Here is a 24,094-nt window from a genome sequence, read left to right as displayed (position 1 = left end):
GGGGGGCTCAGAAGCCCCCTCCGCCTCCGTCGCCTCCCCCGGCGTCCCCTCCGCCGCCGCCGTCTCCGAAGCCCCCGCCACCGACCCCGAAGTAACCGAGCGACGTCGGCAGCATGACGTCACGCGCAGCCACCTCGTAGGCCCAGGCCATTCCCGCCGCACCGGTGAAGTAGCCCTGCGTGTAGGGCAGGATCGCCGACCCTGCCTGCCAGTACGGGACGCGCCGCCCTCCCAGCACCACGCTGCGGACCTCCGGCTTCTCGTGCTGGGCGACCCTGGCTGCGTCCTGGGCGCAGGCCGGCACCGTGCGGGTCCCCCGGCCCGGCGGGGTCCACATCACGTTGGTCACCGACATCCCGTGGCGCGGGTCGAAGAAGCACGGCGGGCGCCACGGCGGCGGGGGTTCACCGGCGACCCGGGCCTCCACGCACGCCATCGCGTGGCGGCCGTGGGACAAGGTGTCGATCACCGTGCTCACCTCGGCCGCACTCTTCAGCAGCGGCACCGCCCGCCCGGCCCGCTCGTAGGCGTCCAGCGCCGCCTGGTAGTCGACCCGCGCGTCGTCGTCCAGCGGGGCACCCGCGAGCCGGGTGTCCAGGCGGCTGAGCTGCTCGCCCAGCACCGTGACGTCCTCGTCGGCCAGCCGTCGCACGACCTCGAGGTCTGCCGCCTGCTCAGCGCGATCGGCCGCGCCGGCACGCCACTTCGTCCATCCGTAGGTGCCGCCCCCACCGACCGCGAGCGCCATCAGCAGCCACTCCATGTCCGCACCTCCACGCCGAGTACACATGAGCGTCGCGCTCGGCGTGAGGGGAATCATGGATCAGAGGTCGGGGAACGTTCTCCGCGAGAACAGGCAGGCTCCTGCACTCAGCACGCTGCCTCGACTCGTCCACAAACTGCGCCTCGACCTCGTCCCACTGCCGGGTGCAGGTGGTGTCCAGTCGGCGCGGGGCCGACGCGGGCAGGGGAAGAGTGCACGTCCAGGTGGCAGCGCCGTCATACGGTGACGCCCATGTCAGTAACCTTCGCGGCCGATTGCTTCCACGCCGAAGATCCGATCCAACCCGACTGGGAGGACATCGAGGACCCCGCCGAGGCGACGGGTCACTACGAAGACGGCTGGGAGGCGGAGCCGAGATTTCGTGTGGTCACCGACACGGTGGAGCGGGCGGCGGACGCCCTGCTCGCCGTGGCCGACCGGTTCATGCATGTCGGCGAGAGTGGTACCGAGTACGAGTCATCCCACGCGGCCGTACCCGAGGACCGCACACCCAGCAGCGCCACCGTCTGCGTAGACACTGAAGCGGCCTATGTGTATGCCAACACCAGTGAATGGCTCAGCCACGAGATGGCCGCCACGATGAAGCGCATCCTGGTGGCCGAGCTGACCGGGGCCGGCGTATCGGCCGTGATCTCCGCGGACTACAACCCGATTCGGGGAGTCGACGCCCAACGCTGGCCTCGTGTGACGCGCTGAGGGGCAGCCACGTCCGAAGCATTTCGATGCTCGAGTAGCGACTGCATCTGTCCCCGTTGGCGCGCAGCGGCACGCGCCCGAGCAAGCCCCCGCTGCTCCTGCCGCTGACGGGAAACGTGTTGACGCCTTCCGGCTCCCGGCGCTGCCATGGTCCGGTGGACTCCCCTCGCGCCGTCGTGCTGGTCGAGGGTGAGAGCGACCGCGCGGCGCTGCTGACGCTGGCGGCGAGGAGCGGCCGCGACCTCGCTGCCGAGAGGGTCGACGTAATGGCGATGGGCGGGGTCACCAACGTCCGGGCGTTCGCCACCCGCTACGGGCCGCACGGGCTCGGCGTACGCCTCGCGGGGTTGTACGACGCCCCGGAGCAGCCGTTCGTGCGGCACGGTCTTGCCGCGGCCGGACTCGCCGAGACCCACGACGCGCGCGACCTCGAGACGCTCGGGTTCTTCGCGTGCACCCCCGATCTCGAGGGCGAGCTCATCCGCGCGCTCGGCGTGGACGCGGTCGAGGCGGTCATCGAGGCTGCCGACGAGACCCGTTCCCTGCGCCTGCTGGCGCAGATGCCGGCCCAGCGTGGTTGGACCCGTCACGAGCTGCTCCGGCGCTTCCTCACGGCGAGGTCGGGGCGCAAGGCGCGCTACGCCGTACTCCTCCTGGAGGCGCTGCCGCTCGACGACGTCCCAAGGCCATGGACGGCCGTCCTCGACGCCACGTCGGTCTGACGACGACTAGGTGGTGGCTCGACAGGTCTATCGCCTGTGGAGACGCCACTTAAGCCGGCTCTGCCACTCACCGGGTCTCGACGACGCTCGCTGGCGCTCGCTGCTCCTTGGATCGAGCCTGTCGAGATCGACCAGCGGGTGGGGCGGCTCGACCACCGGGGGTCGACGGGTCAGGTGAAGGGGCGCCAGGTGAAGCTGACCCGCACCACCCCGTGGTCCCCGGACCCGGTGAGCCGGTGGTCCTCGTCGTCGAGGTGGTCGTTGTGGATGACCAGCCCGTCGAAGAGCCACAGCCGCCGCCGACTGCTGTCATAAAACTGCTCACTGACAAGAACGTGGTCGAGCGACTCGCGCAGGTCGTCGTGCACGTGGGTGTAGTAGACGTCGCGGGTGTCGCGGTACTCCTGCAGCGTCTGCGCCGTGTAGAGCCCGATGTCCGCCCCACCCCGCGACTCCCCCACCAGGTAGCGCGGCTGCTCGGTGAGGATGTTCAACGTGTTGCTGTGCTGGCCGTCGTTGACGTCACCCAGCACGAGCACCGGCGTCGTCGTGCCCTTCATGACCCCGGTCAGCAGCACCCGCAGGGCCGTCGCCTCCGCGGTGCGCCGGATGGTCGACAGCGCAGCACCGAGCGCGGTCGTGTGCGGCCGGTAGAGGTCGGGGTCGGCGTCGAACCACGGCTCCTGGTCGATGCGGGTCGGCAGCTTCGACTTCAGGTGGGTCACGAAGACGTCGGTCAGCGGCGGGTCGTCGCGCAGCGCGACCTGGAGGTGCAGCACGGGCCGGGAGAAGCCGGGGATGCTGACGCTGACGGCTGGCGCCTGCAGGTCGGCCTGGTCGGTGGAGTCCAGGCGCATGGCGTCGGGGAAGACGTCGATCCAGTCCGGCTGTCCGCGCAGGAGGCCACGACGGACGAGCGCCGCGCACACGATCCGGCCGCCGTCGGCCGGGTCGGCGACGACGTCGTACACCTCGGTGAGGTCGGCGCGCTCGAGGACCTGGACGATCGCGTCGCGGTGCCACAGCTCCTGCAGCCCCACCACGTCGGCGTCGAGCGCCGCCAGCTTGCCGCCGATCCACGTCAGCTTGCGGTCGAACTCCTCGGCCGTCCACACCCGCTGCCCCGGGTTCATCGGCTCGCCCGGCAGCTGGAGGTTGTAGAGGTTGAACGTCGCGACGCTGAACCGCTGGAGGTCCATCCCTCGACGGTACGCCGCTCGCGGCCGACCCGACAGGGGTCGGTGCGGCGACCCGAGCCGTGCTCAGCCCTGGCGGGTCGGGCCGACCCGCTCGGCGGTCAGCCGCAGCAGCACGCGCCGCTCGCGCGCCATGGCGGCGCGGTAGTCGTCCCAGTCGTCGTGCTCGCCGTTGACGGACCGGTAGTAGTCGACCAGGCCGCCCATCGCGTCCGGCAGGCCGACCACCTCGACGCGCCCCTCGACCCACACCCACGAGCCGAAGAAACCGTCCGGCACGACGCACAGCTGCGCCCACGGGTCCCGTCGCAGGTTGCGCGTCTTGTACGCCGTCTCGCGGCTGCTCACCACGAAGACGCCGGCGTCGTCGACCGTGACGAGCACCGGCGTCTGCTGCAGGCCTCCGGTGGGCGTGCGCGTGGCCAGCACCGCCCGGTGGTTGTCACGCACGAAGTCCCGTGCCTGTTCGATGTCCATGACCCGAGCCTGCCACCTCGAGGTGCGGCAGCCGGGACGACAGAGCCCCGGAAGCACGTCGAGGGGCCGGCCGCGTGGGCCGACCCCTCGGTCGTGTGGCAGGTGAAGGATTCGAACCTTCGAAGCTTTCGCGACGGATTTACAGTCCGCTCCCATTGGCCGCTCGGGCAACCTGCCGGGGTGCTGCTTCGCCCCGGGTTGAGCCTGGGGCAACGAGACGAAAGGATAGCGCAGCACCCGGCCCTCCTCAGAATCGGCCGGACCCTCGACGCGCACGTCCCGGCGCGCGCCCACCCCAGACCGCAAGGAGCGTCCTCATGGCCGACTCGTCGTTCGACATCGTCTCCAAGATCGACCGCCAGGAGGTCGACAACGCCCTCGGGCAGGCCGCCCGCGAGATCACCCAGCGCTACGACTTCAAGGGCACCGGCGCCGAGATCACCTGGTCGGGCGAGAAGACCATCGAGATCTCCGCCAACGCCGAGGAGCGCGCGAAGGCCGTGCTCGACGTCTTCAAGGAGAAGCTGGTCAAGCGCCAGCTCAGCCTCAAGATCCTCGACGCCGGCGACCCGCGCCCCTCGGGCCAGCAGTCGAAGATCAGCATCGCCCTCAAGGAGGGCATCACCACCGAGGACGCCAAGAAGATCAGCAAGCTCATCCGCGACGAGGGCCCCAAGGGCGTCAAGGCGCAGGTGCAGGGTGACGAGCTGCGTGTCTCCTCGAAGAAGCGCGACGACCTCCAGGCCGTCCAGCAGCTCGTCAAGGAGCAGGACTACGAGTTCGCGGTGCAGTTCACCAACTACCGCTGAGGCGTCGTACACCTGCACGACCGGCGCCTCGCGCCTGCACGACCGACGCCTCGCGCCCGAACGACCGACGCCTCGCGGGTGGAGGGGGAGCACGACGCCCCCCGGCCCTTGGGAGGCAGGTCGGGGGGCGTCGCGGGGTGCCGCTCGTCAGCGGCGGATCGTCCGGGCCTCAGGAGGTCCGGGGGTCGTGGCGCGGCTCGAACTGCTGGGTCTCGACGTCACCCGCGTCGTACGGCGCCGAGGCACCGGTCTGACGCGGTGCCGGGTCCGCACCCTGCTCGAAGGCGCCGTGGTCGTAGCTGTCGTACGGCGCCGTGCCGGTCCGACGCGACTCGTGGCCGCCCTGGTCGTAGGCACCCTGGTCGTAGGCGCTCTGGTCGTAGGCGCCCTGGCCGTACGCCGGGGTGGCGGTCGACTGGTCGTAGGCGCCGGCGTCGTGCGACGTCGCGCCGCCCTGGCTCGGAGCGGCCTCACGGGCCTTCGCCTCCGCGCGCTCGCGTCCCCGCTGCACGTCGGCCTTGACCTGGTCGCGCTGCTCGCGGCCCTTGCGGTAGGCGTCCTCCAGCATCTGCTGCGCGACACCACGTCCACCGAGGCCGAAGGCCAGGGCGAGGCCGAGGGCCAGCGCGAACATGGTGGCACCGAAGGCGATGCGCACGATCTCGGGAGCGATCTGCAGCTGCTCGAGGATCATGAACATGGCGATGACCATGACGAGGGCCGGGACGATGGTGGCCACAACCTTGCCGGTCGGGGTGTCGCCCATGACCTTGCCGACGGCTGCGGCGACGCCGCCCGCGACGAGCGAGGCGAGCACGAAGATGAAGATCGCGACGATCACGTTGGGCAGGTAGGCGAGCACCTGGTTCATGAACGTGGTCAGCGCGGGGATCTGCAGCGCGCCGATGGCGCTGAAGATGAAGAAGATGAAGATCAGCCAGAAGACGACCGTGGAGATCGCGTTCGACGGGCTGGCGCCGGGCATGACCTTCTCGACGTAGTTGTGGGCCTCCGAGCTGTGCAGCCGCCGGTCGAGGCCGGCCTTCTCGAGCGCCTTGCGGGCGACCGTGCTGACGACCTTCGCGATGACGAACCCGATGAGCAGGATGAGCAGGAAGCCCAGGAGGTTCGGGAGGAATCCGAAGATCCCGTCCGTCGCCTCCTCGAAGCTGTTTCCGATGTCCATGACTGTGCGATTCCGTTCTGTCGTGAAAGGACTTTCCTTCCCACCGTGCGACACATCCTTACGGCGTAAACCTCTTTATGGCGTAAAAATGGCGTGCACCGGCAGAACCGTCGTTCCCCGCTGTCAGGCACCCACTCCGTCGTACCGTGGGTGCGATGAGCGCCGCCACACCCCCGCGGGGGGCACCCCTGTCGCGCGAGACGGTGGTGACCGCGGCGATCGCCATGGTCGACCAGTACGGCCTGAGCGCCCTGTCGATGCGCCAGCTCGGCCGTCTCCTCGGCGTCGAGGCGATGGCGCTCTACCACCACGTCAACGGCCGCGAGGACCTGCTCGAGGCGATGGTCGCCGACCTCGTCGAGAGCATCCGGGTCCCTCCGCGTGACCCCCTGGGGCCCGCCGACGGCTGGCAGGCCTTCCTCCAGCACGTCGCCCACGCGATCCGCGCCATCGCCGTCGACCACCCGCAGCTGTTCCCGCTCGTGGCCACCCGGCCGCCCGCGGCGCCCTGGCTGCGACCGCCGCTGCGCAACCTCGCCCTCGTCGAGGACTTCCTCGACGGGCTCCTCCACCGGGGGCTGAGCGAGGACAACGCGGTGTGGGTCTACAAGGCCTTCACCGGCTTCCTGCTCGGACACCTGCTGCTCGAGGTCGTGCAGGCCGGCGCCCCCGCGGGCCCGCCGGAGGAGCCGTTGGACGAGGGCGACGCCGACGTGCCCAACGACGACCAGCAGGTCGACCTCGACGACTTCCCCACGCTGCTCCGGCTGAAGTCGCGGCTGCGCCGCCACGACGCCGACGTCGACTTCGAGGACGCCCTCGAGGCGCTGCTCGACCGCCTCGACCTCGAGCTCAGCCAGTAGCGGTCCGTCCGGGGTCGCTCACTCGGGGAGCGGGCCGTCGGGCGGAGGCCCCAGGTGCGCGAAGGCGGCGAGGTACGCCGACACGTCCCCGGTCACCGTCCACGACGCCAGCTGCTGCGGCGTACGCCGGGACACCAGCGCTCGGGCGAGGTCGAAGCCGGACGCCTCCAGCCGCACCGCGGCGTCCTCCACCGGACCGCTCGAGCACCACGACCAGTCCTCGTCGTTCGCCACCAGCGCCAGCGGCGGCAGGTCCGTGACCTTCGACCCGACGCGTCCGGCCATGCCCTCGCGCACCAGCGCGAGGCCGCGGCTGTCGCGACCGCCGGGTGCGTCCAGCGCCCCGCGGAGGTCCTGCTCGTGGATGACGACGTCGTTGAGCGGCCGGGTCCCCCGGGCGCGCATCCACGTCACCAGCCGCGGCGCCGTGGCCGCCCACTCCGCGAGCAGGTCGGCCGGCGACCGGTCGGCGCGCGCGTCGACCTGGGCCTGGGTCCACGCCTCGTTGTGGTCGTCGGGCTCGTCGCCGTCCACGACGTCGGACCCGAGCCCGACCATGTGGGCCAGCAGCTCGCGGCCGGTCCACCCGGGGCAGGCCGGCACCCGCTCCTCGAGGGCCGCGTCGTCGGTGGCGGCGACCAGGTCGCGCACCCGCGCGTACGCCGCCTGCCACTCCGCGATCCGCAGCTCGTCCTCGGCTGCCCTGGGGACCGGGTGCTCGCTCGCCTCGCTCGTCTCGCCTGTCATGGCCCCGATGCAACCACGCGCACGCACGGACGTGCGTGGCGGTTGACCGTTCGGCCGGTCGTCGCCGGGACCAAACGCCCGTGACCGGTCCCTCGGCACCCAGGACATCTAGGGCATAGGGCCCTGTCGCCGTCGACACGACAGGCGTGTAGTGGAGGCACGACACACCAAGGGGGCTTGGGGATGACGACAGAGAAGCTGGCGGGAACGGCCGGCGGCTGGGGCGGCCCGACCGTCTCGATGGCGCAGCGGCGCGGCAACGCGGGCGTGTGCCACTGCGGGCAGGAGCTCGACATCTGCTCGCGCACGCACTGCCCGCGCTGCGGGAGCAGCGTGACGCTTCGGAGGCCCGCGTAACCTGACGGAGTGAGCGCACCCCGGGTCGGCAGCATCGACCGGGCCGCTGCGCTCCTGCTGGACAGCGGCTTCGTCGCCCTGACCGGCGCCGGGATGAGCACCGACTCCGGCATCCCCGACTACCGCGGCCCCGGTGCGGTGAACCGCACCCCCATGACGTACGCCGAGTTCGTGTCGGGTCCGCGCGCCCGGCAGCGCTACTGGGCCCGCTCCTTCGTGGGCTGGACGCGGATGCGCGACGCCGACCCGAACCCCGGCCACGTCGCGCTGGCGCGGCTGCAGCAGGGCGGCGTGTGCCGCGGCCTGGTCACCCAGAACGTCGACGGCCTCCACGAGCGCGCCGGCTCCCCCAGCGTCATCGCCCTGCACGGCCGCCTCGCCGACGTCGTGTGCCTCGACTGCGGCACGGTCAGCCCCCGGCGCGACCTGCAGCGACGGATGGAGACGATCAACCCCGGCTGGCTGGAGCGCCAGGTCGCGCCCGCCGAGGACCGGCCCGACGGCGACGTCGAGATCGCCGACACCGGCGGCTTCCACGTGCCGGCCTGCGAGACCTGCGGCGGCGTGCTCAAGCCCGACGTCGTCTACTTCGGGGAGAGCGTGCCCAAGCCGCGGGTGCAGCGCTGCTACGACCTCGTCGACACCGCGCCGGCCCTGCTCGTCCTCGGCTCCTCGCTGACGGTGATGTCGGGCCTGCGCTTCGTGCGGCACGCCGCGAAGACCGGCACGCCCGTCGTGATCGTCAACCGGGGCGAGACCCGCGGCGACCCGCTCGCCACCCTCGCGCTGCACCACGGCACCAGCGAGTTCCTCGCCTCCCTGCTGGCGCAGGCCTCCGACCCGGTCGCGCGAACCGCCTGAGCCGCTCCAGCCGGTATAACTGCGGGCATGCCCACCTCGCGGACCGTCCTGGTGCTCAACGGTCCCAACCTCAACCTGCTCGGCCGCCGCGACCCCGAGGTCTACGGCACCGCGACGCTGGCCGACGTCGAGCAGCTGTGCGCCGACGGCTGCGCCGACCTGGGCCTCACCCTGGACTTCCGCCAGAGCAACCACGAGGGCGTCCTCATCGACTGGGTCCACGAGGCGTTCGCCGGCGGCTGGGCCGTCGTGGGCAACTTCGGCGCCTTCACCCACACCTCGATCGCGCTCATGGACGCCCTCGCCGTGGTCGAGGCGCCGTTCGTGGAGGTCCACATCTCCGACATCCACGCCCGCGAGGAGTTCCGCCGCACGTCGTACGTCGGGCTCGTCGCCTCCGACCACGTGATCGGCCAGGGGGTCGCCGGCTACGTCGAGGCACTGCGCCGCGTCGCCGACCTCTGGGCCTGAGGCACCGCGCCGCTCCGTCATACGCCTGGACGGTTTCTGCGCCCGGGAACCGTCCAGACGTATGACGGAGCGAGCGAGACCCGGGGTGACGCCGGTCTCCGCGCTCGCGCGAGGCGGTCACGAGGCACGCACCCGGTCGTTACGATGATCGGACCATGGATGACCTGCCCCGAAGTCCTCGCCCTCCTGACCTACGTGTCCCGCGCCCAGGGGACGTCAGGAGGAGCGCGTGAACGAGTGGTTCATGCTGGGCATCGGCCTGGTCCTCACCGTCGGCACCGGGCTGTTCGTGGCCTCGGAGTTCGCCCTGGTCAACCTCGACCGTCACGACCTCGAGAAGCGCCAGGCGGCCGGTGAGTCGCGGCTCTCGCTGACCATCGCCGCGCTGAAGATCACCTCGACGCACCTGTCGAGCGCGCAGCTGGGCATCACGCTGACCACGCTGCTGACCGGCTACACCTTCGAGCCGGCGGTCAGCTCGCTGCTCGAGGAGCCGCTGACCGGCCTCGGCGTCCCCGAGGGTGCGGTCGGCGGTGTCGGCACGGTCGTCGGCGTGCTGCTGGCGACGCTGTTCTCGATGGTCATCGGCGAGCTGGCGCCCAAGAACTTCGCCCTCGCCGTGCCGCTTGCCACCGCCAAGGTGGTCATCCCGTTCCAGACGGTGTTCACGACAGTCTTCAAGCCGATCGTCGTGCTGCTGAACAACACCGCCAACGGCCTCATCCGCAGCATCGGGATCGAGCCGAAGGAGGAGCTCAGCGGCGCACGCAGCGCCGAGGAGCTCAGCTCGCTGATCCGCCACTCCGCCTCCGCCGGGCTGCTCGAGGAGGACGACGCCACGCTGCTCGACCGTACGCTGCGCTTCTCCAGCCGCGACGCCGCCGACATGATGACGCCGCGGGTGCAGATGACCTCGGTGCACGTCGACGACACCGCCGCGCAGGTCATCGAGGCGGCCGCCGCCTCCGGCCACTCCCGGCTCCCGGTGGTCGACGAGGGACCCGACGACGTCGTCGGCCTGATGCACGTCAAGCAGGCCTTCACCGTGCCGCTCGACCGACGCGCGGACGTCCGGGCCCGCGACCTCATGATGGAGCCCGTCGTCGTGCCCGACACGCTCGGCGCGGCCCAGCTGCTCGAGCAGCTGCGCGGCGAGGGGCTGCAGTTCGCCGTCGTCATCGACGAGTACGGCGGCACCTCCGGCGTCGTCACCGTCGAGGACCTCGTCGAGGAGCTCATCGGCGAGCTCGAGGACGAGCACGACCGCTACCAGTCGCCGCTGACCCGTCGTGGCCGCTCCATCTCCTTCGACGCCTCGCTGCGCCCCGACGAGGTGCTGGCCCGCACCGGCGTGCAGGTGCCCGAGGACGACGACTGGGACACCGTCAACGGCTTCCTGGCCGCCACGCTCGGCCGCATCCCCGACATGGGTGACGAGGTCCCCGTCGAGGACGGCCTGCTCCGCGTCACCCGCACCGAGGGCCACCGCGTCAGCCGGGTGCAGTTCGTGCCCGACCTGCCCGACACCCCCCAGCCCACCGGCCGCAGGGCCCCCGGCGAGCCGGACGAGCACGACGTACCGAGCGACTCGACGGCGGAGAGGAGCCAGGCATGAGCGACTACCTCCCCGGCCTGGCCTGGCTGGTCGTGCTGCTGGCGGGCAACGCGTTCTTCGTGGGCGCCGAGTTCGCCGTGATCTCCGCCCGCCGCTCCCAGATCGAGCCCCGCGCCGCCGAGGGCAGCCGGGCCGCCAAGACCACGCTGTGGGCGATGGAGCACGCCACGCTGATGCTGGCCACCAGCCAGCTCGGCATCACCGTGTGCTCGCTGCTGATCCTCAACGTCTCCGAGCCGGCCATCCACCACCTGCTGGAGTACCCGCTCGGCGCGACCCCGATGTCGGAGGACGCCATCAGCGTCACGGCGTTCGTCATCGCGCTGGTGCTGGTCACCTACCTGCACGTGGTGCTGGGCGAGATGGTGCCGAAGAACATCGCCTTCTCGGTGCCCGAGCGGGCCTCGCTGCTGCTGGCGCCGCCGCTGGTGATGGTCTCGCGGGTCTTCCGCCCGGTCATCGCCTTCCTCAACGCCATCGCCAACGGCATCGTGAAGCTGTGCGGCGTGGAGCCCAAGGACGAGGCCAACAGCACCTTCACCCTCGAGGAGGTGGCCGGGATCGTCGAGCAGTCGCAGCGCGAGGGCACCCTCACCGATGCCCCGGAGCCGCTGACCCGGGCCTTCGAGTTCACCGACAAGGCGGCTCGCGACATCGAGGTGCCGCTGGACGACGTGGTCCACCTGCCGCTGTCCTCGACCCCCGGGGACATCCAGCGGGCGGTGGTCGAGCACGGCTACTCGCGCTACGTCCTCACCGACGACGGCACCCCGGTCTCCTACGTCCACATGAAGGACGTGATGGAGGCCGACGCGGAGGAGTTCGGCGAGCCGGTGCCGCCCAAGCGCCAGCGCCGCCTGATCTCGATCTCCCGCGACGCCGAGCTCGAGGACGCGCTGGCCCGGATGCGGGCCCAGGGCGCCCACATGGCCACCTCGGTCGACCCCGACGGCACGCCCCGCGGGGTGCTGTTCCTCGAGGACGCCATCGAGGTGCTCGTCGGCGAGATCCACGACGCCACCACCACCTGACCGCCCCTCCCCACCCCAACCCACCCCGGCCTCCCAGCCCAACCCAACCCAGCAAAACCTGCATGTAACGCGGGGTTATGGACGGGCCGCATGGGTTGTGACCCTTGTGGGGCGTCCATAACCCCGCGTTACATGCGGTTGGTGGTTCGTTCCGTTGGGTGGGCGAGTCGCGTGGGCGGGTCGCGTGGGTGGGGCGCGGCGGTGGGTGGCTCGGGTGGTCAGCGGAGGACGATGCGCTGGGCGCGCAGGGCGAGCCCGAGACCAGTGCCGTCGGGCGCCCGCAGCTCCGGTACGCCGCCGCCGGTGTCGGGGCGGACGCGTTGGGAGAACCGCACCGGGCTGCCGTGGGTGGCGACCTGCTCGGTGGCGCTCAGCTCGCGGATGAGCACCGCGAGCACCCGGCCGGGGTGCCGCTCGACGGCCTCGGCGTAGAGCGTGACGTCGTGCTGACCGTCGTCGCCGACGAGCAGCCACGACAGCTGGGGCAGCTCGGCGAAGAGCCGGTCGAGCTGGGTGCGCTTGTGCTCCTGGCCCGAACGGAACCACTGCTCGTCCGACGGCCCCCAGTCGGTCATCAGCAGCGGCCCCGCCGGGTAGCCGTTGCGCTGCAGGAAACGGCGCAGCACGCCGGCGACGTTCCACGCCCCGGTGGAGACGTAGACGACGAAGACGTCCGGCTCGGCGGCCACGACGTCGCGGTAGAGCGCGGCCATGCCCGGGACGGCGTCGCGGTCGGTCTCGCGCAGCAGGAACGTGTTGCGGAAGGCCAGCAGCGGTCGCGGCAGCATCGTGACGATCACGGTGTCGTCGATGTCGCTGACCAGGCCCAGGGTGGTCTCCGGCCCCACGACCCGCACCTGCGTGACGACCGGCGGGTTGTCGGCGACCACGAGCTCGACGTCGTGCCAGCCGGGCGGCAGGTCGGAGTCGAGGCGGACGTCGACGTACCCCTGGGTGCTGGAGAGCACCACGTGCACCCGGTCCCCGACGCGGATCCGCACCTCGACGCCCTCGGTCGGCAGCACCACGAAGCGGGTGAAGCCGCGGACGATCTGCTCGTCGCTGGACGTCATGCCCTCCGGGGCGAGCAGCACGCGGGCCAGGACGCGGACCCAGCCGTCGCCGCCGTACCCGGGGTAGGCCAGCACCCGGGGCACCCAGCCGTGGCGCGAGAGCCGTCCCCCGACGACCGACTTCACCGCCTCGTCGACGGCGCGGACGTCGCGGGGGCGCACGCGGAGCCGATCGGGGATCCTCATCCGGGCATCCTGTCGCACCCGGGCGCCCAGCGGCAGGGGGGATGCCGCGGGCAGGGGCATGCGGTCAGCTCGAGAACACCCACGCGGCGCCGAGGAGGGCGGGCAGCAGGCCGAGCGGCAGCCACCACGAGACCGGGCTGCGCTGGTGCAGCAGGAACGCCGAGACGACGCCGAGCACGCCGACCACCGCCGCCAGCACCAGCAGCACGACGCGCTCGGCCACCCGGCTGTCGTCGATCGAGGCGGCGCCGAGAACGAAGGCGAGCGCGAAGTGCTCGACGGTGGTGACGACCAGCGCGGTCAGCACCCAGCGCTGGACCGAGGTGATGCTCATCCCCGGCTTGGCGGAGCCCGGGCCACCGGCGACCGGGCGCGGGGCGTTCGGGTCCATCAGGTGCCGGGCGCGGCGCGGCGGCGGTGGGGTCGACATGGGTCTCCTCGTCGGGTGGCTCCAGTCTCCCAGGCCCCCGGGTGGCCGCGTCACCGCCGCCAGGGCGCGGGACGACCGTGCAGCCACCACTCGAGGCGGGTCGTGAGGAACGGCAGCACGAGGTAGGTCATGACCGGGGTCATCACGATGGTGCTCAGCAGGACGCGGGGCACGACGGCCAGGTCCGGCACGAGCCAGCCCGCGAGCACGGTGACGGCCAGGCTGAGCGGGAAGAACGCGAACCAGATCATCACCGCCTGCTTCCACCGGGGCGGACGCGTCGGGGTGAGCTGCTCGACGGCGTACTCCTCCGGCGGGTCGAACCAGCCCTCGATGCCGGTCAGCCGCTCCACCCGGGTGTCCTCGACGATGCCCTGCGCCGAGCTCAGCCACCAGCGGCGCTGGTCCGAGGCCTCCCACCGCGCCAAGGCCTCGCCGCTGTCGAAGCGGTAGAGCATGTGCCAGACCTCCGAGTCGCGCCCGGGTCGGACCCAGCCGGTGCCGAGGAAGCCCTCGAAGCGCTCGGCCAGCAGCGAGCCGGAGCGGACCCACGCCACCATCTCGGCCTGGTGCTCCGGGTCGACCCGGCGGGTGATCGAGACCGTCACGGGCACGTCGGCGGGGGCGGTGGTCACCGCACCAGCGTAGGGCCGGCGAGGGGTTCGGGCCGCCTCAGAACCCCTGGGGCTGGGTGAAGAAGCCGTCCGGGTCGTAGCGCTGCCGCACGGCGGCCAGGCGGACCGCGTTCGCCCCGAAGTACGCCGTGCGGTGGTCACCGACCGCGGCGTCGGCGTAGTTGACGTAGGCGTGCTCCCCCCAGGCCGGGGTCAGCGCGGCGCGCGACCCGCGCACGAAGCCGACCGCCCGCTGCCGGTCGTCGGCGAGGTGGGTGGCGGTGTACTGCACCGTGGCCAGCGCCTGACGGTGCACGAACGCGGTGTCCCCGGGGGCCGGGTCGGCGATCCTGCCGCCGAGCACGTCGAGGGAGATGCCGGCCTCCACGAGGCCGGAGCCGTGGGCGTCGGCGAGCCGGTCGACCAGGAGACCGACGTCGCGCTCCGGCAGCGGGTCGTAGGCGACGTGCGAGGTGGCGGCGAAGCGCCGGCGGGCGAGCGCGCCGGCCGGGGCGGATCGGCAGTCCTCGACGGGGACGTCGGTGCAGCCGGCGTAGGCCCGCGTGACGGCGCGGAAGGTGCGTCGCAGGCGTCGGTCCACCGTCGGAGGGGGGACGTCGGCGAGCAGGCGGGACATCGGGGCGGCCAGCCCGGTGTCCGGACCGGTCCAGGTCACCGACAGCGCCAGCACCGGCCCGCCGCGGTGGGCGGTGCCCGACAGGGCGCGCAGGGTCGACCAGAGGCGGGCGTCCTCGGCCGGTGCCCACGCCTGCCAGGCCGGCAGGACGGACTCCGCCGCCGCGAGCGGCCACTGCAGGAACGCGGTCGAGACGGCGGGGGCGGCGAAGGTGTCGACGGTGAAGGAGGTGACGACGCCGAGGTGGCCGCCGCCTCCCCCGCGCAGGGCCCAGTACAGGTCGGGCTCCTGCTGCGCGCTGGCCGTGACGACCTCGCCGGCGGCGGTGACGACCTGCATCGCGGTGACGGCGTCGCAGGTCAGACCGTGCGCGCGACCGACGATGCCGATGCCGCCGCCCTGGGTCAGCCCGGCGATGCCGACCGTGGGGCAGGATCCGGCGGCCAGGCCGCGGCCCCGGTCGGCGAGCGTCTCGTAGACGCGCGCCAGCGAGGCACCGGCGCCGATCACCGCCCCGGTGCCGTCCGCGGTGGGGCGCACCGTCGCCAGCGGACGCACGTCGACGACGAGCCGTCCGTCCCCGGCCGACCAGCCGGGGTAGCTGTGGCCCCCGGAGCGCAGCGCCACCTCGACGCCGTGCTCGCGCGCGAACGCCAGCCCCGTGGCGACGTCGGCCGCGGAGCGGACCGACAGCACCGCGAGGGGTCGGGCGGCGTCGAAGGCCGGGTTCTCGACGAGGCGGGCGTTGCGGTAGCCGGCGTCACCGGGGCGGGTCAGGGTGCCGCGCACCGCACCGGCCAGGCGCCGCCAGTCGCGGGCCCTGACGCGGACGCCGAGGTCGGAGCCGCGCGGCGGGACGGGCGAGCAGGCCGTGAGCGCGGCGGCACCGCCGAGCGCCAGGGCGCCGCGGCGGGTGGTCGTGGTGTTCCACCGGGTTCCGGGCATGCCGGGAGCGTACGTCGTCCCGGGGTCGGCGGCGGCGGTCTCGGCGAGGCCGGTGCCGGGAGCCGCGGCGTGTCCGGTCGGGGACACTGGAGCCATGAGCACGCGTGCGCACGTCCGGGCCCCCGAGCTGCGGGGACGGGGGTGGCTCAACACCGGCGGCCGCGACCTCGCCCTCGCCGACTTCCGTGGTCGCTTCCTGCTCCTGGACTTCTGGGCCTTCTGCTGCGTGAACTGCCTGCACGTCCTCGACGAGCTGCGCCCGCTGGAGGAGACGTACGCCGAGGAGCTCGTCGTCGTGGGGGTGCACTCCCCCAAGTTCGTCCACGAGGCCGACCCGGAGGCGCTGGCGGCCGCGGTGGAGCGCTACGAGGTGCACCACCCGGTGCTCGACGACCCGGAGCTCGTCACGTGGCAGGCCTACACCGCCCGCGCGTGGCCGACGCTGGTGCTGGTCGACCCCGAGGGGTACGTCGTCGCGACCTACGCCGGCGAGGGGCACGTGCACGCGATCGACCGACTCCTTGTCGAGCTGACTGAAAAGCATCGCGCCACGGGGACGCTTCAGCCGGCGGGCTCGCCGTACGTCGCGCCGGAGGCGGTGCCCGGCGACCTGCGCTTCCCGGCCGACGCGGTGCTGCTGCCCGGCGGCGGGGCGCTGGTGGCCGACGCGGGCCACCACCAGCTGGTGGAGCTCGACGGCACCCTCGACGTGGTCCGACGGATCGGGTCCGGCGAGCGTGGACTGGCCGACGGCGGCCCCGGCGAGGCAGCCTTCAGCGAGCCCAACGGCCTGTGCCTGCTGCCGCCTGAGGTCGCCGAGGTCGTCGGCTACGACGTCCTCGTCGCCGACACCGTCAACCACGAGCTGCGCGGGGTGCGCCTCGCCGACGGCGTCGTGTCGACGGTCGCCGGCACCGGCGATCAGCTGTTCCCCGGCGCCCCCGGGCAGGACGGTCGGCTCTCCTCACCCTGGTCGGTCGCGTGGTGGCAGGACCGGGCGTGGGTGGCGATGGCGGGCGTGCACCAGCTGTGGACCTTCGACCCCCGGACCGGCGCGTGCGCGGTGGCCGCCGGCACGACCAACGAGGGCCTGCTCGACGGCCCGCTCGCGGACGCGTGGTTCGCGCAGACGTCGGGGCTCGCGGCGGCCGGCGACCGGTTGTGGCTGGCCGACAGCGAGTCCTCGAGCGTGCGGTACGTCGAGGACGGGTCGGTGCACACCGTCGTGGGCACCGGGCTCTTCGACTTCGGCTTCCGCGACGGCGCCACCGACCAGGCCCTGCTCCAGCACCCGCTCGGGGTGACCGCGCTGCCCGACGGCTCGGTGGCCGTCTGCGACACCTACAACGGCGCCGTCCGCCGGATCGCCGACGGCCAGGCCACGACACTGGCCACCGGGCTGGCCGAGCCCTCCGCGGCCTACGTCGACGGGGACCGGCTGGTCGTGGTGGAGTCCACCGCCCACCGGCTGACCGCCGTACCGCTCGGGGCGCACGCCCGCGTCGACGGCTTCGCCCACACCACCCAGCGGCCGGTGACCGAGGTCGGGGCCACCGTCGAGCTCGTCGTCGACTTCACGCCGCCGCCGGGGCAGAAGGTCGACGACCGCTTCGGACCGCCGTCGCAGCTGCTGGTCTCCGCCACCCCGGCGCAGCTGATCCGTGAGGGCGAGGGCCGGGGCACCGAGCTGACCCGGCGGCTCGTGCTCGACCCGGCCGTCGGCGACGGCGTGCTGCACGTCGCCGCCCGGGCCGCCTCCTGCGACGAGGCGGGTGGTGAGGGCGCGGCCTGCCACCTGCACCAGCAGGACTGGGGCGTGCCGGTCCGGGTCGCCGCGGACGCCCCGGCGGTGCTGACCCTCCCGCTCGCCGGCACCTGAGCCGGCCCCGGTCGCGCGGTGGGTCCGATCCGCCCGGCGACCTCGATCCGCCGCACGCGCACCGACCTACCCTGGGCGCCATGGGGTCCCCCGGCAGGTCGGTGCTCGCGACGCTGCTCGTCGTGGTCCTGGGCGGCTGCTCGCCGGGCGGCTCCGGGGACGACCCTCGCTCCGATCCGCCCTCCGGACGGCCTGATCGGGCCGAGCGCTCCGAGCGCTCCGAGCGCTCCGAGCCGCCGGGGGCGCCGGCACCCGGGCGCACGCCCGACCCGGCGCCCGACCCGGCGCCCGACCCGGCGCCCGGGACCGTGCCGCCGCCCTGGCTGGGCACGCGGGTGCTGCCCGAGGGCCCGGACGGGTACGCCGCCGCCCGTCCCACCCCGCCGGAGCTCCGCACCCGACGGTTCACGCTGCCCGACACCCTGGACCCCCTGCCCGGGGACGGCTTCGCGGCTCGCACGACCCGGGTCCCCGACGCCGTGATCGCCCGCTCGACGTGGCAGCCCGCCTGCCCGGTCGCCCGGAGCGACCTCCGCTGGCTGCGGGTCGCCTTCCGCGGCTTCGACGGCGAGCGGCACACCGGCGAGCTGCTGGTGGCGGCCGACGTGGCCGACGACCTCACGACGGTGTTCGCGCGGCTCTGGCGGGCCCGCTTCCCGCTCGAGGAGCTGCGGATCACCCGACGCGACGAGCTCGACGCCCCACCCACCGGCGACGGCAACAACACCGGGGCGTTCGTGTGCCGCCCGGTCACCGGCGGCACGTCGTACTCCGAGCACGCCTACGGCCGCGCGGTCGACGTCAACCCGTTCCAGAACCCCTACGTCCGGGGTGAGCTGGTGCTGCCCGAGCTCGCGTCGGCGTACCTCGACCGCGACCGTCGCGCGCCCGGCCTCGTGCGCGCCGGCGGCCCCGTGGTGGCGGCCTTCGCCGCGGTCGGCTGGCAGTGGGGTGGCGACTACCGGTCGCTGAAGGACTACCAGCACTTCTCGCTCACCGGCGGGTGACGCGAGGCGTCACTGCTTAGCGATGACCTCGCGCGACCCGGTCAGGTCGGTCACGGCCTCGCGGCCGTCGTCGGTCACCGGCAGGCAGCGCCCGCGCACCGTGAACAGCGCGCCGGGCAGCTCGTCGCTCAGCGTCAGGTTGACCTGGGCCCCGCCGCTGGAGCCCTCGACCCCGGTGCGGCCGGGGGTGGTCTCGATGACCTCGGTCCCGGTCCAGCCGGCGTCGGCCAGCGCGGACTCGACGTCAGCGGCGACGTCGGCCTGGTCGGTGGCGGTGAAGCCGACGAGCCTTCCCTGCACCTGGTAGCCGTAGGCGGTCGAGCCCTCGAACGAGCCGCCGTTGCAGCCCTCGACGTTGCCGTAGGCGCCCAGCACCCGACCGCCCACGGCCTCGGCGAGCACGGGTGCGACCTCCTCGGTCAGCCGGTCGACGGAGCCCTGGTCCTCCTCGACGGCGGCGCGCAGCTGGTCGCCGTCGAGCTCGTCGCCCGAGCCGGCCGAGGCCGGGGGGTCGCCGGGCTCGTCCCCGCCGCCGCACCCCGCCACGGTTCCGAGGACCAGCAGGCACGCGGCTGCGGCGCGCGCCCCTCCCGTCGTACGCCGAGCGAGGGGCCGCATCACTCCTCCCACGACCCGGTGTCGGGGTTGGTGACGTCGCGGTCGGCCTCGGGGTCGACGACCTCCCAGTACCAGGGGTCGTAGCGCACCTCGGCGGACTGCACGTCGTCGGTCTGGCCGGTGATGATCTGGCTGATGTTGTAGAGCGACTCGGAGTTCTGCTCGTAGTAGGACGTGTGCTGGTCGATCGAGTAGTTGTAGCCGTCGAAGCGCTCGGTGTCCTCAGCCTGGAAGCGGGTGCCGCCGAAGTCGCGGTCCGCCGGGTCGTGGCCGAGCGTGCCGATGCCGCCGACGTAGCCCTCGTCGCCGAGGTAGCTGACCGGGTCGGAGCTGTTGGTGCCGACCCAGACGTTGTCCTCGTCGACGCCGAGGTCGTCGGCCCGGTTGTCGTCGCCGGCGCCCGGGGACCCGATGAGCACGATGTCGTCGACGCCGCTGAGCCCCTCGTCGGCCGCTCCGTGCGCCGTGGTGGTCGAGCCGTAGCTGTGGCCCACCACGGTCACGTGCGGGTCGTCGTCACGGATGGCGTCGAGACCGGCCATGGTGTCGGCAAGGCGCGCGCCGCCGTCCTCGGCCAGACCCTCGCCCGCCACCTGGAGGATGTCGAGCCCGCCCCCGTTGAACACATAATTGTCAGGAGCGTCATAACCGATCCAGGCGATCGTCGCCACGGTGTCGGTGGTGTCCGAGCGTGAGGCGGCGTAGGCCGCCCAGGCGTCGTCGCCGTTGCCGACCGCGCTGGTCATGTCGGTGGTCATGCCCGGGACGTGCACGCTGACGTGGTCAGCCGTGTCCGGGTCGCCGTACGTCAGTGCCATGCGCCCGTCGCCGCCGAACGCACCGGGGTCGTACATGTAGAGGATGCTGTCGACCGGCTCGAGCGTCTGCGGGTCGATCCGTCCCTCGGCGTTCTCGATCGCGTCGCGGGCCGCTCGGGCGTTCTCGAGCAGCTGGCGCTCGTCGTACGTGATCGTGCCGGCCTCCTCGAGCATCTCCAGCTCGTGGAGGTCGCGCGACAGCGAGACCCGGTTGGCCTCGTCGCGCGCGGAGGCGGGGATGCCGTCGAGGTTGCCGATGCTGCCGGGCGCGGCCGCCATGATGGCCTGCTGCTCGGCCTCGGTGAGCGAGTCCCACCAGGCGTTGACGTCGGTCGGCGAGGCGCCCGAGGGCGGGCGGCGGGCCAGGGCGGCGTCGGCGGGGTCGGCCACCCCGCCCCAGCGCTGGTCCACCTGCTCGAGGGTGAGCGCGCCGCGGAAGGCCTCGCGCATCTCGCTCTCCTCGGTGGCCAGCCGCTGCTTCCACGACGAGATCCGGCCGTTGAGGGACGAGACCTGCCCGGTCAGCTCGCGCGACCGCTCCTGCAGCGCGGGCACCTGCGCCGCGGGCGAGCCGTCGATGCCGGCGTTGAAGGCGATGACGGTCTCGTTGAGGCGCGTCCGGTCGGTCACCAGGTCCTCGTGGTCGCGCACCAGCGCCGTGAGCTGGTCGGCGTGCCGCAGCACCCGGTGGGCGACGTTGCGCAGCGCGAGCGACATCGCGTCGGCCTGACGGCCCTGCGGACGGATGTCCGCGTGGTACGCCGCACCCGCGTCGCCGGTCCACTCCGGCACCTGGGCCTGGCCGGGCACGAAGCCGCCGAAGTCGTCGATCTGGGTCGACCCGGCGCGGAGGTCCTCACCGAAGGCGGTCACCGAGGCCGGGTCGGCGTCGAAGTGCGGCACCGCGTCCGGCAGCGGCGCCTCGGGCACGATCAGCGCCCCCGGCGCTCCCCCTCCCCCTGCGGCGTCGTTCACCGGTACTCCTGCAGCTCGGGCGGCAGGAAGGACTGCTCGACCGACAGGTCCACGCCCATGTAGTCGGCCAGGGCCCCCCGCAGGGAGTCCGCCTGCCGCTCGGCCGCGCCGGCCAGGTCGTCGATCAGTCCCCGCCAGGTGCTGGCGAAGGTGCTCGCCGAGCCCGTGACGGCGTCGCTGAAGCCGGCGGTCGAGGCGTCGCCGACCTGCGAGGCCGCCGACGTCAGGTCGATGTTCTGCTCGTCCCACAGCCGTGCCGTGTCACCGAGCGTGAGTGGCACCTCCATCAGTCGTCCCCCTGGCTCGCGTCGCGCGCGTCGGTGTCGTCGTCGGTCGCGGGTTTCTCACGCTCGCGTCGCTGGGCGTCCAGCAGGGCCCGGGCCGCGGCCTCGCCGACCGGCAGGTCCACGGTCTCCGCCTCGATCTGCAACGAGCCCGTCGTGCGGGCCAGGCCGACCACGACCGTGACCCCGACACGGAGCCCGCCGCGACCGGCGGGCAGGTCGGCTCGGGACGCCACCACACGGTGGACGACACCGGGGTGGTCGCTCACGTCCCACCGGTCCTCGCGCAGGGCCTCGACGACCTCGCGCGGCGAGGCCTCGTCGGCCCCTCCGGGCACGACGCGGCGCACGTGGACCGACACGGTGCCCCGGGTGGCACCGGCCGCGAGCCGCTCGGTCTGCTGAGCGACGACGGACTCGACGTCGACGCCCACGCGGGCCAGGACGGCGTCGACCGCGACGCGCAACGCGCGGCGTACGGCCTCCAGGGTCACCTCGTCGAGCAGGGGCCGGGACTCCGCGGCCGGGGGCTCCGGCTGCTCCGGAGGGAGCAGCACGAGCTCGAGGTCGGGGTGCCGACGCAGCAGGGTGTCCCAGAACGGGTCGCCGGTCGGGGCGGGTACGCGTCGCAGGTTCACCCCCTCAGGGTGCCCCGTCGACCCGGGTCGCCAAACGCCGGGGGTCGCGCGTCACCGCGGGCGTCGGCCCGTCACGGCCCCGCCCTACTGTGGGACGGGTGACCCGGTCAGACGTGCCCCCGCGCCCCTCCCGCGACGACCTGGGAGCCCTGGTCGACGTCCCCGCGCCGGCCCGTCGGGTGGTCTCGCTGGTGCCCTCGCTGACCGAGGCGATCGCGCGGACCCGCCCCGACGCCCTCGTCGGCGCCACCGACTGGTGCACCCACCCCGCCGACCTCGACGTCGCCCGGGTGCGGGGCACCAAGAACCCCGACCTGGCTGCGATCCGGGCCCTCGAGCCGGACCTCGTCGTGTGCAACCGCGAGGAGAACCGCGAGCTCGACGTACGCCGTCTCCGGGACGCCGGCGTCCCGGTGTGGGTCAGCGTGATCGAGACGCTGCCGCAGGCGCTGACGGCGATGGAGCGGATCTTCGACGAGGCGCTCGGGTGGGGCGTCCCGGCGTGGCTGGAGGAGGTCGAGCGGCGCTGGGACCGGCCGGTGCCGCCCGTCGCCGCCCGCGTCGCGATGCCGATCTGGCGTGACCCGTGGATGGTCGTCGGGCGCCACACCTTCACCGACGACCTGCTGCGCCGGCTCGGCTGGCAGAACGTGTACGCCGACGGCGGGCCCGGTGCCGACCGCTACCCGACCGTGACCGTCGCCGACCTCGAGGCCGCCGGCCCCGACGTGGTGCTGCTGCCTGACGAGCCCTACGTGTTCACCGCCGAGGACGGGCCGGAGGCGTTCGACGTACCGACCCGGCTGGTCAGCGGGCGGCTGCTGACCTGGTACGGCCCGTCACTGCTCGCGGCCGCCGACGATCCGACGCTGCGCCCCTGACCCCCCGGGCGGATGCCGGTTTCCCACGGTATGCAGCCGAATTGGCACTCCCCACGGTGCGTACGCCGTGGGGAGTGCCAGTTTTCCTGCATACCGTGGGAAACCGGAGGCCTCAGAGGCCGAGGTCGCGGCCGATGAGCTCCTTCATGATCTCGTTGGAGCCGGCCCAGATCTTGGAGACGCGGGCGTCGCGCCAGGCGCGGGCCACGCGGTACTCGTTCATGTAGCCGTAGCCGCCGTGCAGCTGCACGCAGTGGTCGAGGATCTCGTTCTGCACCTGCGAGGTCCACCACTTCGCCTTGGCGGCGTCGATGGCGGTGAGCTCCTTGCGGTCGTGGGCGACCACGCACTGGTCGACGTACGCCTGGGTCACGTCGACCTGGGTGAACATCTCCGCGATCAGGAACTTGTTGTGCTGGAAGGACCCGACGCCCTGGCCGAAGGCCTTGCGCTCCTTGGAGTACTCCAGCGTCTCGACGAGGATCTGCCGCGCGTGCGCCAGGTTCGAGATGGCGCAGCCGAGGCGCTCCTGCGGCAGCTTCTGCATCATGTGGATGAAGCCGTTGTCGAGCTCGCCGACGATGTCGTCGTCGGTGCAGCGCAGGTCCTCGAAGAACATCTCCGCGGTGTCGGACTCGGTCTGGCCGACCTTGTCGAGCTTGCGGCCCTTGGAGTAGCCGTCCTTGGACGTCTCGACGCCGAACAGCGTGATGCCGCGCGCCTTCTTCTCCGGCGAGGTCCGCGCCGCCACGACGACGAGGTCCGCGGAGTAGCCGTTGGTGATGAAGGTCTTCGAGCCGTTGAGGACCCAGTCGTCGCCGTCGCGCACCGCGCTGGTCTTCAGCGCCGCCAGGTCGGAGCCGCCGGAGGGCTCGGTCATGCCGATCGCGGTCAGCAGCTCGCCGCTCGCGACGCCGGGCAGCCAGCGCTTCTTCTGCTCGTCGCTGGTCAGCTCCACGAGGTACGGCGCCACGATGTCGGCGTGGATGCCCACGCACGAGCTGAGCGCGGCGTTGACGTGGGAGAGCTCCTCCATGAGCACGGCGTTGAAGCGGTAGTCGCCCGCCTCGGACCCGCCGAACTCCTCGGGCACCTCGAGGCCGAGGAAGCCCTGCGTGCCGGCCTCGATCCAGAAGTCGCGCGGCAGGGCCTTGTTCTCGAGGTGCTCCTCGAGGTGGGGCTTCACGGAGCGGTCCAGGAACTCCCGCACCGAGCCCCGGAAGGCCTCGTGGTCCTCGTCGTAGATCTCGCGCTTCATTCGCCTACCTCACTGCTCGCGCGGAGTCGGCGCCCC

General features: G+C 72.8%; 26 protein-coding genes and 1 tRNA gene. 12 read left to right on the top strand and 15 right to left on the bottom strand.

Annotated elements, in window-relative coordinates:
• Window positions 1-7 precede the first annotated feature (7 nt).
• On the bottom strand, window positions 8-763 hold the full coding sequence (locus G7072_RS00675; protein ID WP_166083734.1) for a hypothetical protein: 756 nt from the start codon (window positions 761-763) through the stop codon (window positions 8-10).
• A 252-nt stretch (window positions 764-1,015) separates the two neighbouring features.
• Between G7072_RS00675 and G7072_RS00670 the strand changes: the two genes are divergently transcribed.
• Together G7072_RS00670 and G7072_RS00665 are read left to right on the top strand one after the other, a co-directional pair.
• The gene (locus G7072_RS00670) at window positions 1,016-1,480 is read left to right on the top strand and encodes a hypothetical protein (RefSeq protein ID WP_166083733.1); all 465 of its coding nucleotides are present in this window, start codon (window positions 1,016-1,018) and stop codon (window positions 1,478-1,480) included.
• 155 nt (window positions 1,481-1,635) lie between these two features.
• A complete protein-coding gene (locus tag G7072_RS00665) occupies window positions 1,636-2,202 on the top strand; it encodes a TOPRIM nucleotidyl transferase/hydrolase domain-containing protein (protein WP_166083732.1) in 567 nt (188 codons plus the stop codon).
• 170 nt (window positions 2,203-2,372) lie between these two features.
• Here G7072_RS00665 and G7072_RS00660 read toward each other — a convergent pair whose 3' ends face one another.
• The 3 genes from G7072_RS00660 to G7072_RS00650 all read right to left on the bottom strand — a co-directional run bounded on the left by G7072_RS00660 (window position 2,373) and on the right by G7072_RS00650 (window position 4,052).
• Window positions 2,373-3,401, bottom strand: a complete 1,029-nt coding sequence (locus tag G7072_RS00660; protein ID WP_166083731.1) for an endonuclease/exonuclease/phosphatase family protein — start codon at window positions 3,399-3,401, stop codon at window positions 2,373-2,375.
• Window positions 3,402-3,464: 63 nt separating this feature from the next.
• Window positions 3,465-3,875: a PPOX class F420-dependent oxidoreductase gene (locus tag G7072_RS00655; RefSeq protein WP_166083730.1), complete on the bottom strand. Its 411-nt coding sequence runs from the start codon at window positions 3,873-3,875 to the stop codon at window positions 3,465-3,467.
• 96 nt (window positions 3,876-3,971) lie between these two features.
• Window positions 3,972-4,052 (bottom strand) — tRNA-Tyr (locus G7072_RS00650).
• A 140-nt stretch (window positions 4,053-4,192) separates the two neighbouring features.
• On the opposite strand from G7072_RS00650, the gene G7072_RS00645 reads away from it, so the two are divergent.
• The gene (locus G7072_RS00645; RefSeq protein ID WP_166083729.1) at window positions 4,193-4,684 is read left to right on the top strand and encodes a YajQ family cyclic di-GMP-binding protein; all 492 of its coding nucleotides are present in this window, start codon (window positions 4,193-4,195) and stop codon (window positions 4,682-4,684) included.
• Window positions 4,685-4,853: 169 nt separating this feature from the next.
• On the opposite strand, the gene G7072_RS00640 is transcribed toward G7072_RS00645, so the two are convergent.
• Window positions 4,854-5,870 (bottom strand): transporter, encoded by a 1,017-nt coding sequence (locus G7072_RS00640; RefSeq protein WP_166083728.1) that lies wholly within the window; start codon window positions 5,868-5,870, stop codon window positions 4,854-4,856.
• A 155-nt stretch (window positions 5,871-6,025) separates the two neighbouring features.
• On the opposite strand from G7072_RS00640, the gene G7072_RS00635 reads away from it, so the two are divergent.
• Entirely contained in the window at window positions 6,026-6,733 is a 708-nt protein-coding gene (locus G7072_RS00635) for a TetR/AcrR family transcriptional regulator C-terminal domain-containing protein (RefSeq protein WP_166083727.1), read from the top strand.
• An 18-nt stretch (window positions 6,734-6,751) separates the two neighbouring features.
• Here the strand turns inward: G7072_RS00635 and G7072_RS00630 are convergent, their stop codons facing one another.
• Window positions 6,752-7,480 (bottom strand): maleylpyruvate isomerase family mycothiol-dependent enzyme, encoded by a 729-nt coding sequence (locus G7072_RS00630; protein ID WP_166083726.1) that lies wholly within the window; start codon window positions 7,478-7,480, stop codon window positions 6,752-6,754.
• Window positions 7,481-7,663: 183 nt separating this feature from the next.
• Here G7072_RS00630 and G7072_RS00625 point away from each other — a divergent pair, with 183 nt between their 5' ends.
• From G7072_RS00625 to G7072_RS00605, 5 genes are all read left to right on the top strand, one after another.
• A complete protein-coding gene (locus G7072_RS00625; protein WP_166083725.1) occupies window positions 7,664-7,837 on the top strand; it encodes a hypothetical protein in 174 nt (57 codons plus the stop codon).
• A gap of 9 nt (window positions 7,838-7,846) precedes the next feature.
• Window positions 7,847-8,698, top strand: coding sequence for an NAD-dependent protein deacetylase (locus tag G7072_RS00620; protein ID WP_240917075.1), 852 nt, complete (start codon window positions 7,847-7,849; stop codon window positions 8,696-8,698).
• Window positions 8,699-8,725: 27 nt separating this feature from the next.
• Window positions 8,726-9,169 (top strand): type II 3-dehydroquinate dehydratase, encoded by a 444-nt coding sequence (locus G7072_RS00615; protein WP_166083723.1) that lies wholly within the window; start codon window positions 8,726-8,728, stop codon window positions 9,167-9,169.
• Between the two features lie 229 nt (window positions 9,170-9,398).
• A complete protein-coding gene (locus tag G7072_RS00610; protein ID WP_206063233.1) occupies window positions 9,399-10,784 on the top strand; it encodes a hemolysin family protein in 1,386 nt (461 codons plus the stop codon).
• On the top strand, window positions 10,781-11,815 hold the full coding sequence (locus G7072_RS00605) for a hemolysin family protein (protein WP_166083722.1): 1,035 nt from the start codon (window positions 10,781-10,783) through the stop codon (window positions 11,813-11,815). The genes G7072_RS00610 and G7072_RS00605 overlap by 4 nt, the downstream gene beginning before the upstream one ends.
• A 218-nt stretch (window positions 11,816-12,033) precedes the next feature.
• Here G7072_RS00605 and G7072_RS00600 read toward each other — a convergent pair whose 3' ends face one another.
• From G7072_RS00600 to G7072_RS00585, 4 genes are all read right to left on the bottom strand, one after another.
• Window positions 12,034-13,074 carry a phosphatase domain-containing protein gene (locus G7072_RS00600; RefSeq protein WP_166083721.1) on the bottom strand — a complete coding sequence of 347 codons (1,041 nt, stop codon included), beginning with the start codon at window positions 13,072-13,074 and terminating at the stop codon, window positions 12,034-12,036.
• 64 nt (window positions 13,075-13,138) lie between these two features.
• Complete coding sequence (locus G7072_RS00595) at window positions 13,139-13,504, bottom strand: hypothetical protein (protein WP_166083720.1); 366 nt, start codon at window positions 13,502-13,504, stop codon at window positions 13,139-13,141.
• A gap of 50 nt (window positions 13,505-13,554) precedes the next feature.
• Window positions 13,555-14,139 (bottom strand): antibiotic biosynthesis monooxygenase, encoded by a 585-nt coding sequence (locus G7072_RS00590; protein ID WP_166083718.1) that lies wholly within the window; start codon window positions 14,137-14,139, stop codon window positions 13,555-13,557.
• Window positions 14,140-14,176: 37 nt separating this feature from the next.
• Window positions 14,177-15,796 carry an FAD-binding oxidoreductase gene (locus G7072_RS00585; protein ID WP_166083717.1) on the bottom strand — a complete coding sequence of 540 codons (1,620 nt, stop codon included), beginning with the start codon at window positions 15,794-15,796 and terminating at the stop codon, window positions 14,177-14,179.
• Here G7072_RS00585 and G7072_RS00580 point away from each other — a divergent pair.
• Both G7072_RS00580 and G7072_RS00575 read left to right on the top strand, forming a co-directional pair.
• A complete protein-coding gene (locus tag G7072_RS00580; RefSeq protein WP_166083716.1) occupies window positions 15,795-17,579 on the top strand; it encodes an NHL domain-containing thioredoxin family protein in 1,785 nt (594 codons plus the stop codon). The two genes, G7072_RS00585 and G7072_RS00580, sit on opposite strands and share 2 nt — an antisense overlap.
• 80 nt (window positions 17,580-17,659) lie before the next feature.
• Entirely contained in the window at window positions 17,660-18,586 is a 927-nt protein-coding gene (locus G7072_RS00575) for a M15 family metallopeptidase (protein WP_166083715.1), read from the top strand.
• Between the two features lie 9 nt (window positions 18,587-18,595).
• Here G7072_RS00575 and G7072_RS00570 read toward each other — a convergent pair whose 3' ends face one another.
• The 4 genes from G7072_RS00570 to G7072_RS00555 are packed head-to-tail and all read right to left on the bottom strand — an operon-like array spanning window position 18,596 to window position 21,919.
• Window positions 18,596-19,204 carry a hypothetical protein gene (locus G7072_RS00570; protein ID WP_166083714.1) on the bottom strand — a complete coding sequence of 203 codons (609 nt, stop codon included), beginning with the start codon at window positions 19,202-19,204 and terminating at the stop codon, window positions 18,596-18,598.
• Entirely contained in the window at window positions 19,204-20,997 is a 1,794-nt protein-coding gene (locus G7072_RS00565; RefSeq protein ID WP_166083713.1) for an alpha/beta hydrolase, read from the bottom strand. The genes G7072_RS00570 and G7072_RS00565 overlap by 1 nt, the downstream gene beginning before the upstream one ends.
• Window positions 20,994-21,284 carry a hypothetical protein gene (locus G7072_RS00560; protein WP_166083712.1) on the bottom strand — a complete coding sequence of 97 codons (291 nt, stop codon included), beginning with the start codon at window positions 21,282-21,284 and terminating at the stop codon, window positions 20,994-20,996. The genes G7072_RS00565 and G7072_RS00560 overlap by 4 nt, the downstream gene beginning before the upstream one ends.
• Window positions 21,284-21,919 carry a hypothetical protein gene (locus G7072_RS00555; RefSeq protein ID WP_166083711.1) on the bottom strand — a complete coding sequence of 212 codons (636 nt, stop codon included), beginning with the start codon at window positions 21,917-21,919 and terminating at the stop codon, window positions 21,284-21,286. The genes G7072_RS00560 and G7072_RS00555 overlap by 1 nt, the downstream gene beginning before the upstream one ends.
• Before the next feature lie 98 nt (window positions 21,920-22,017).
• On the opposite strand from G7072_RS00555, the gene G7072_RS00550 reads away from it, so the two are divergent.
• On the top strand, window positions 22,018-22,800 hold the full coding sequence (locus G7072_RS00550) for a helical backbone metal receptor (protein WP_240917074.1): 783 nt from the start codon (window positions 22,018-22,020) through the stop codon (window positions 22,798-22,800).
• Window positions 22,801-22,912: 112 nt separating this feature from the next.
• On the opposite strand, the gene G7072_RS00545 is transcribed toward G7072_RS00550, so the two are convergent.
• Window positions 22,913-24,058 (bottom strand): acyl-CoA dehydrogenase family protein, encoded by a 1,146-nt coding sequence (locus tag G7072_RS00545; protein ID WP_166083710.1) that lies wholly within the window; start codon window positions 24,056-24,058, stop codon window positions 22,913-22,915.
• Window positions 24,059-24,094 lie beyond the last annotated feature (36 nt).

It is taken from the genome of Nocardioides sp. HDW12B (genome assembly GCF_011299595.1).
Classification (GTDB): Bacteria; Actinomycetota; Actinomycetes; order Propionibacteriales; family Nocardioidaceae; genus Marmoricola_A.
Note: the sequence above shows the minus strand (reverse complement) of the source record. Positions and strands in the feature narration are given on the sequence as shown.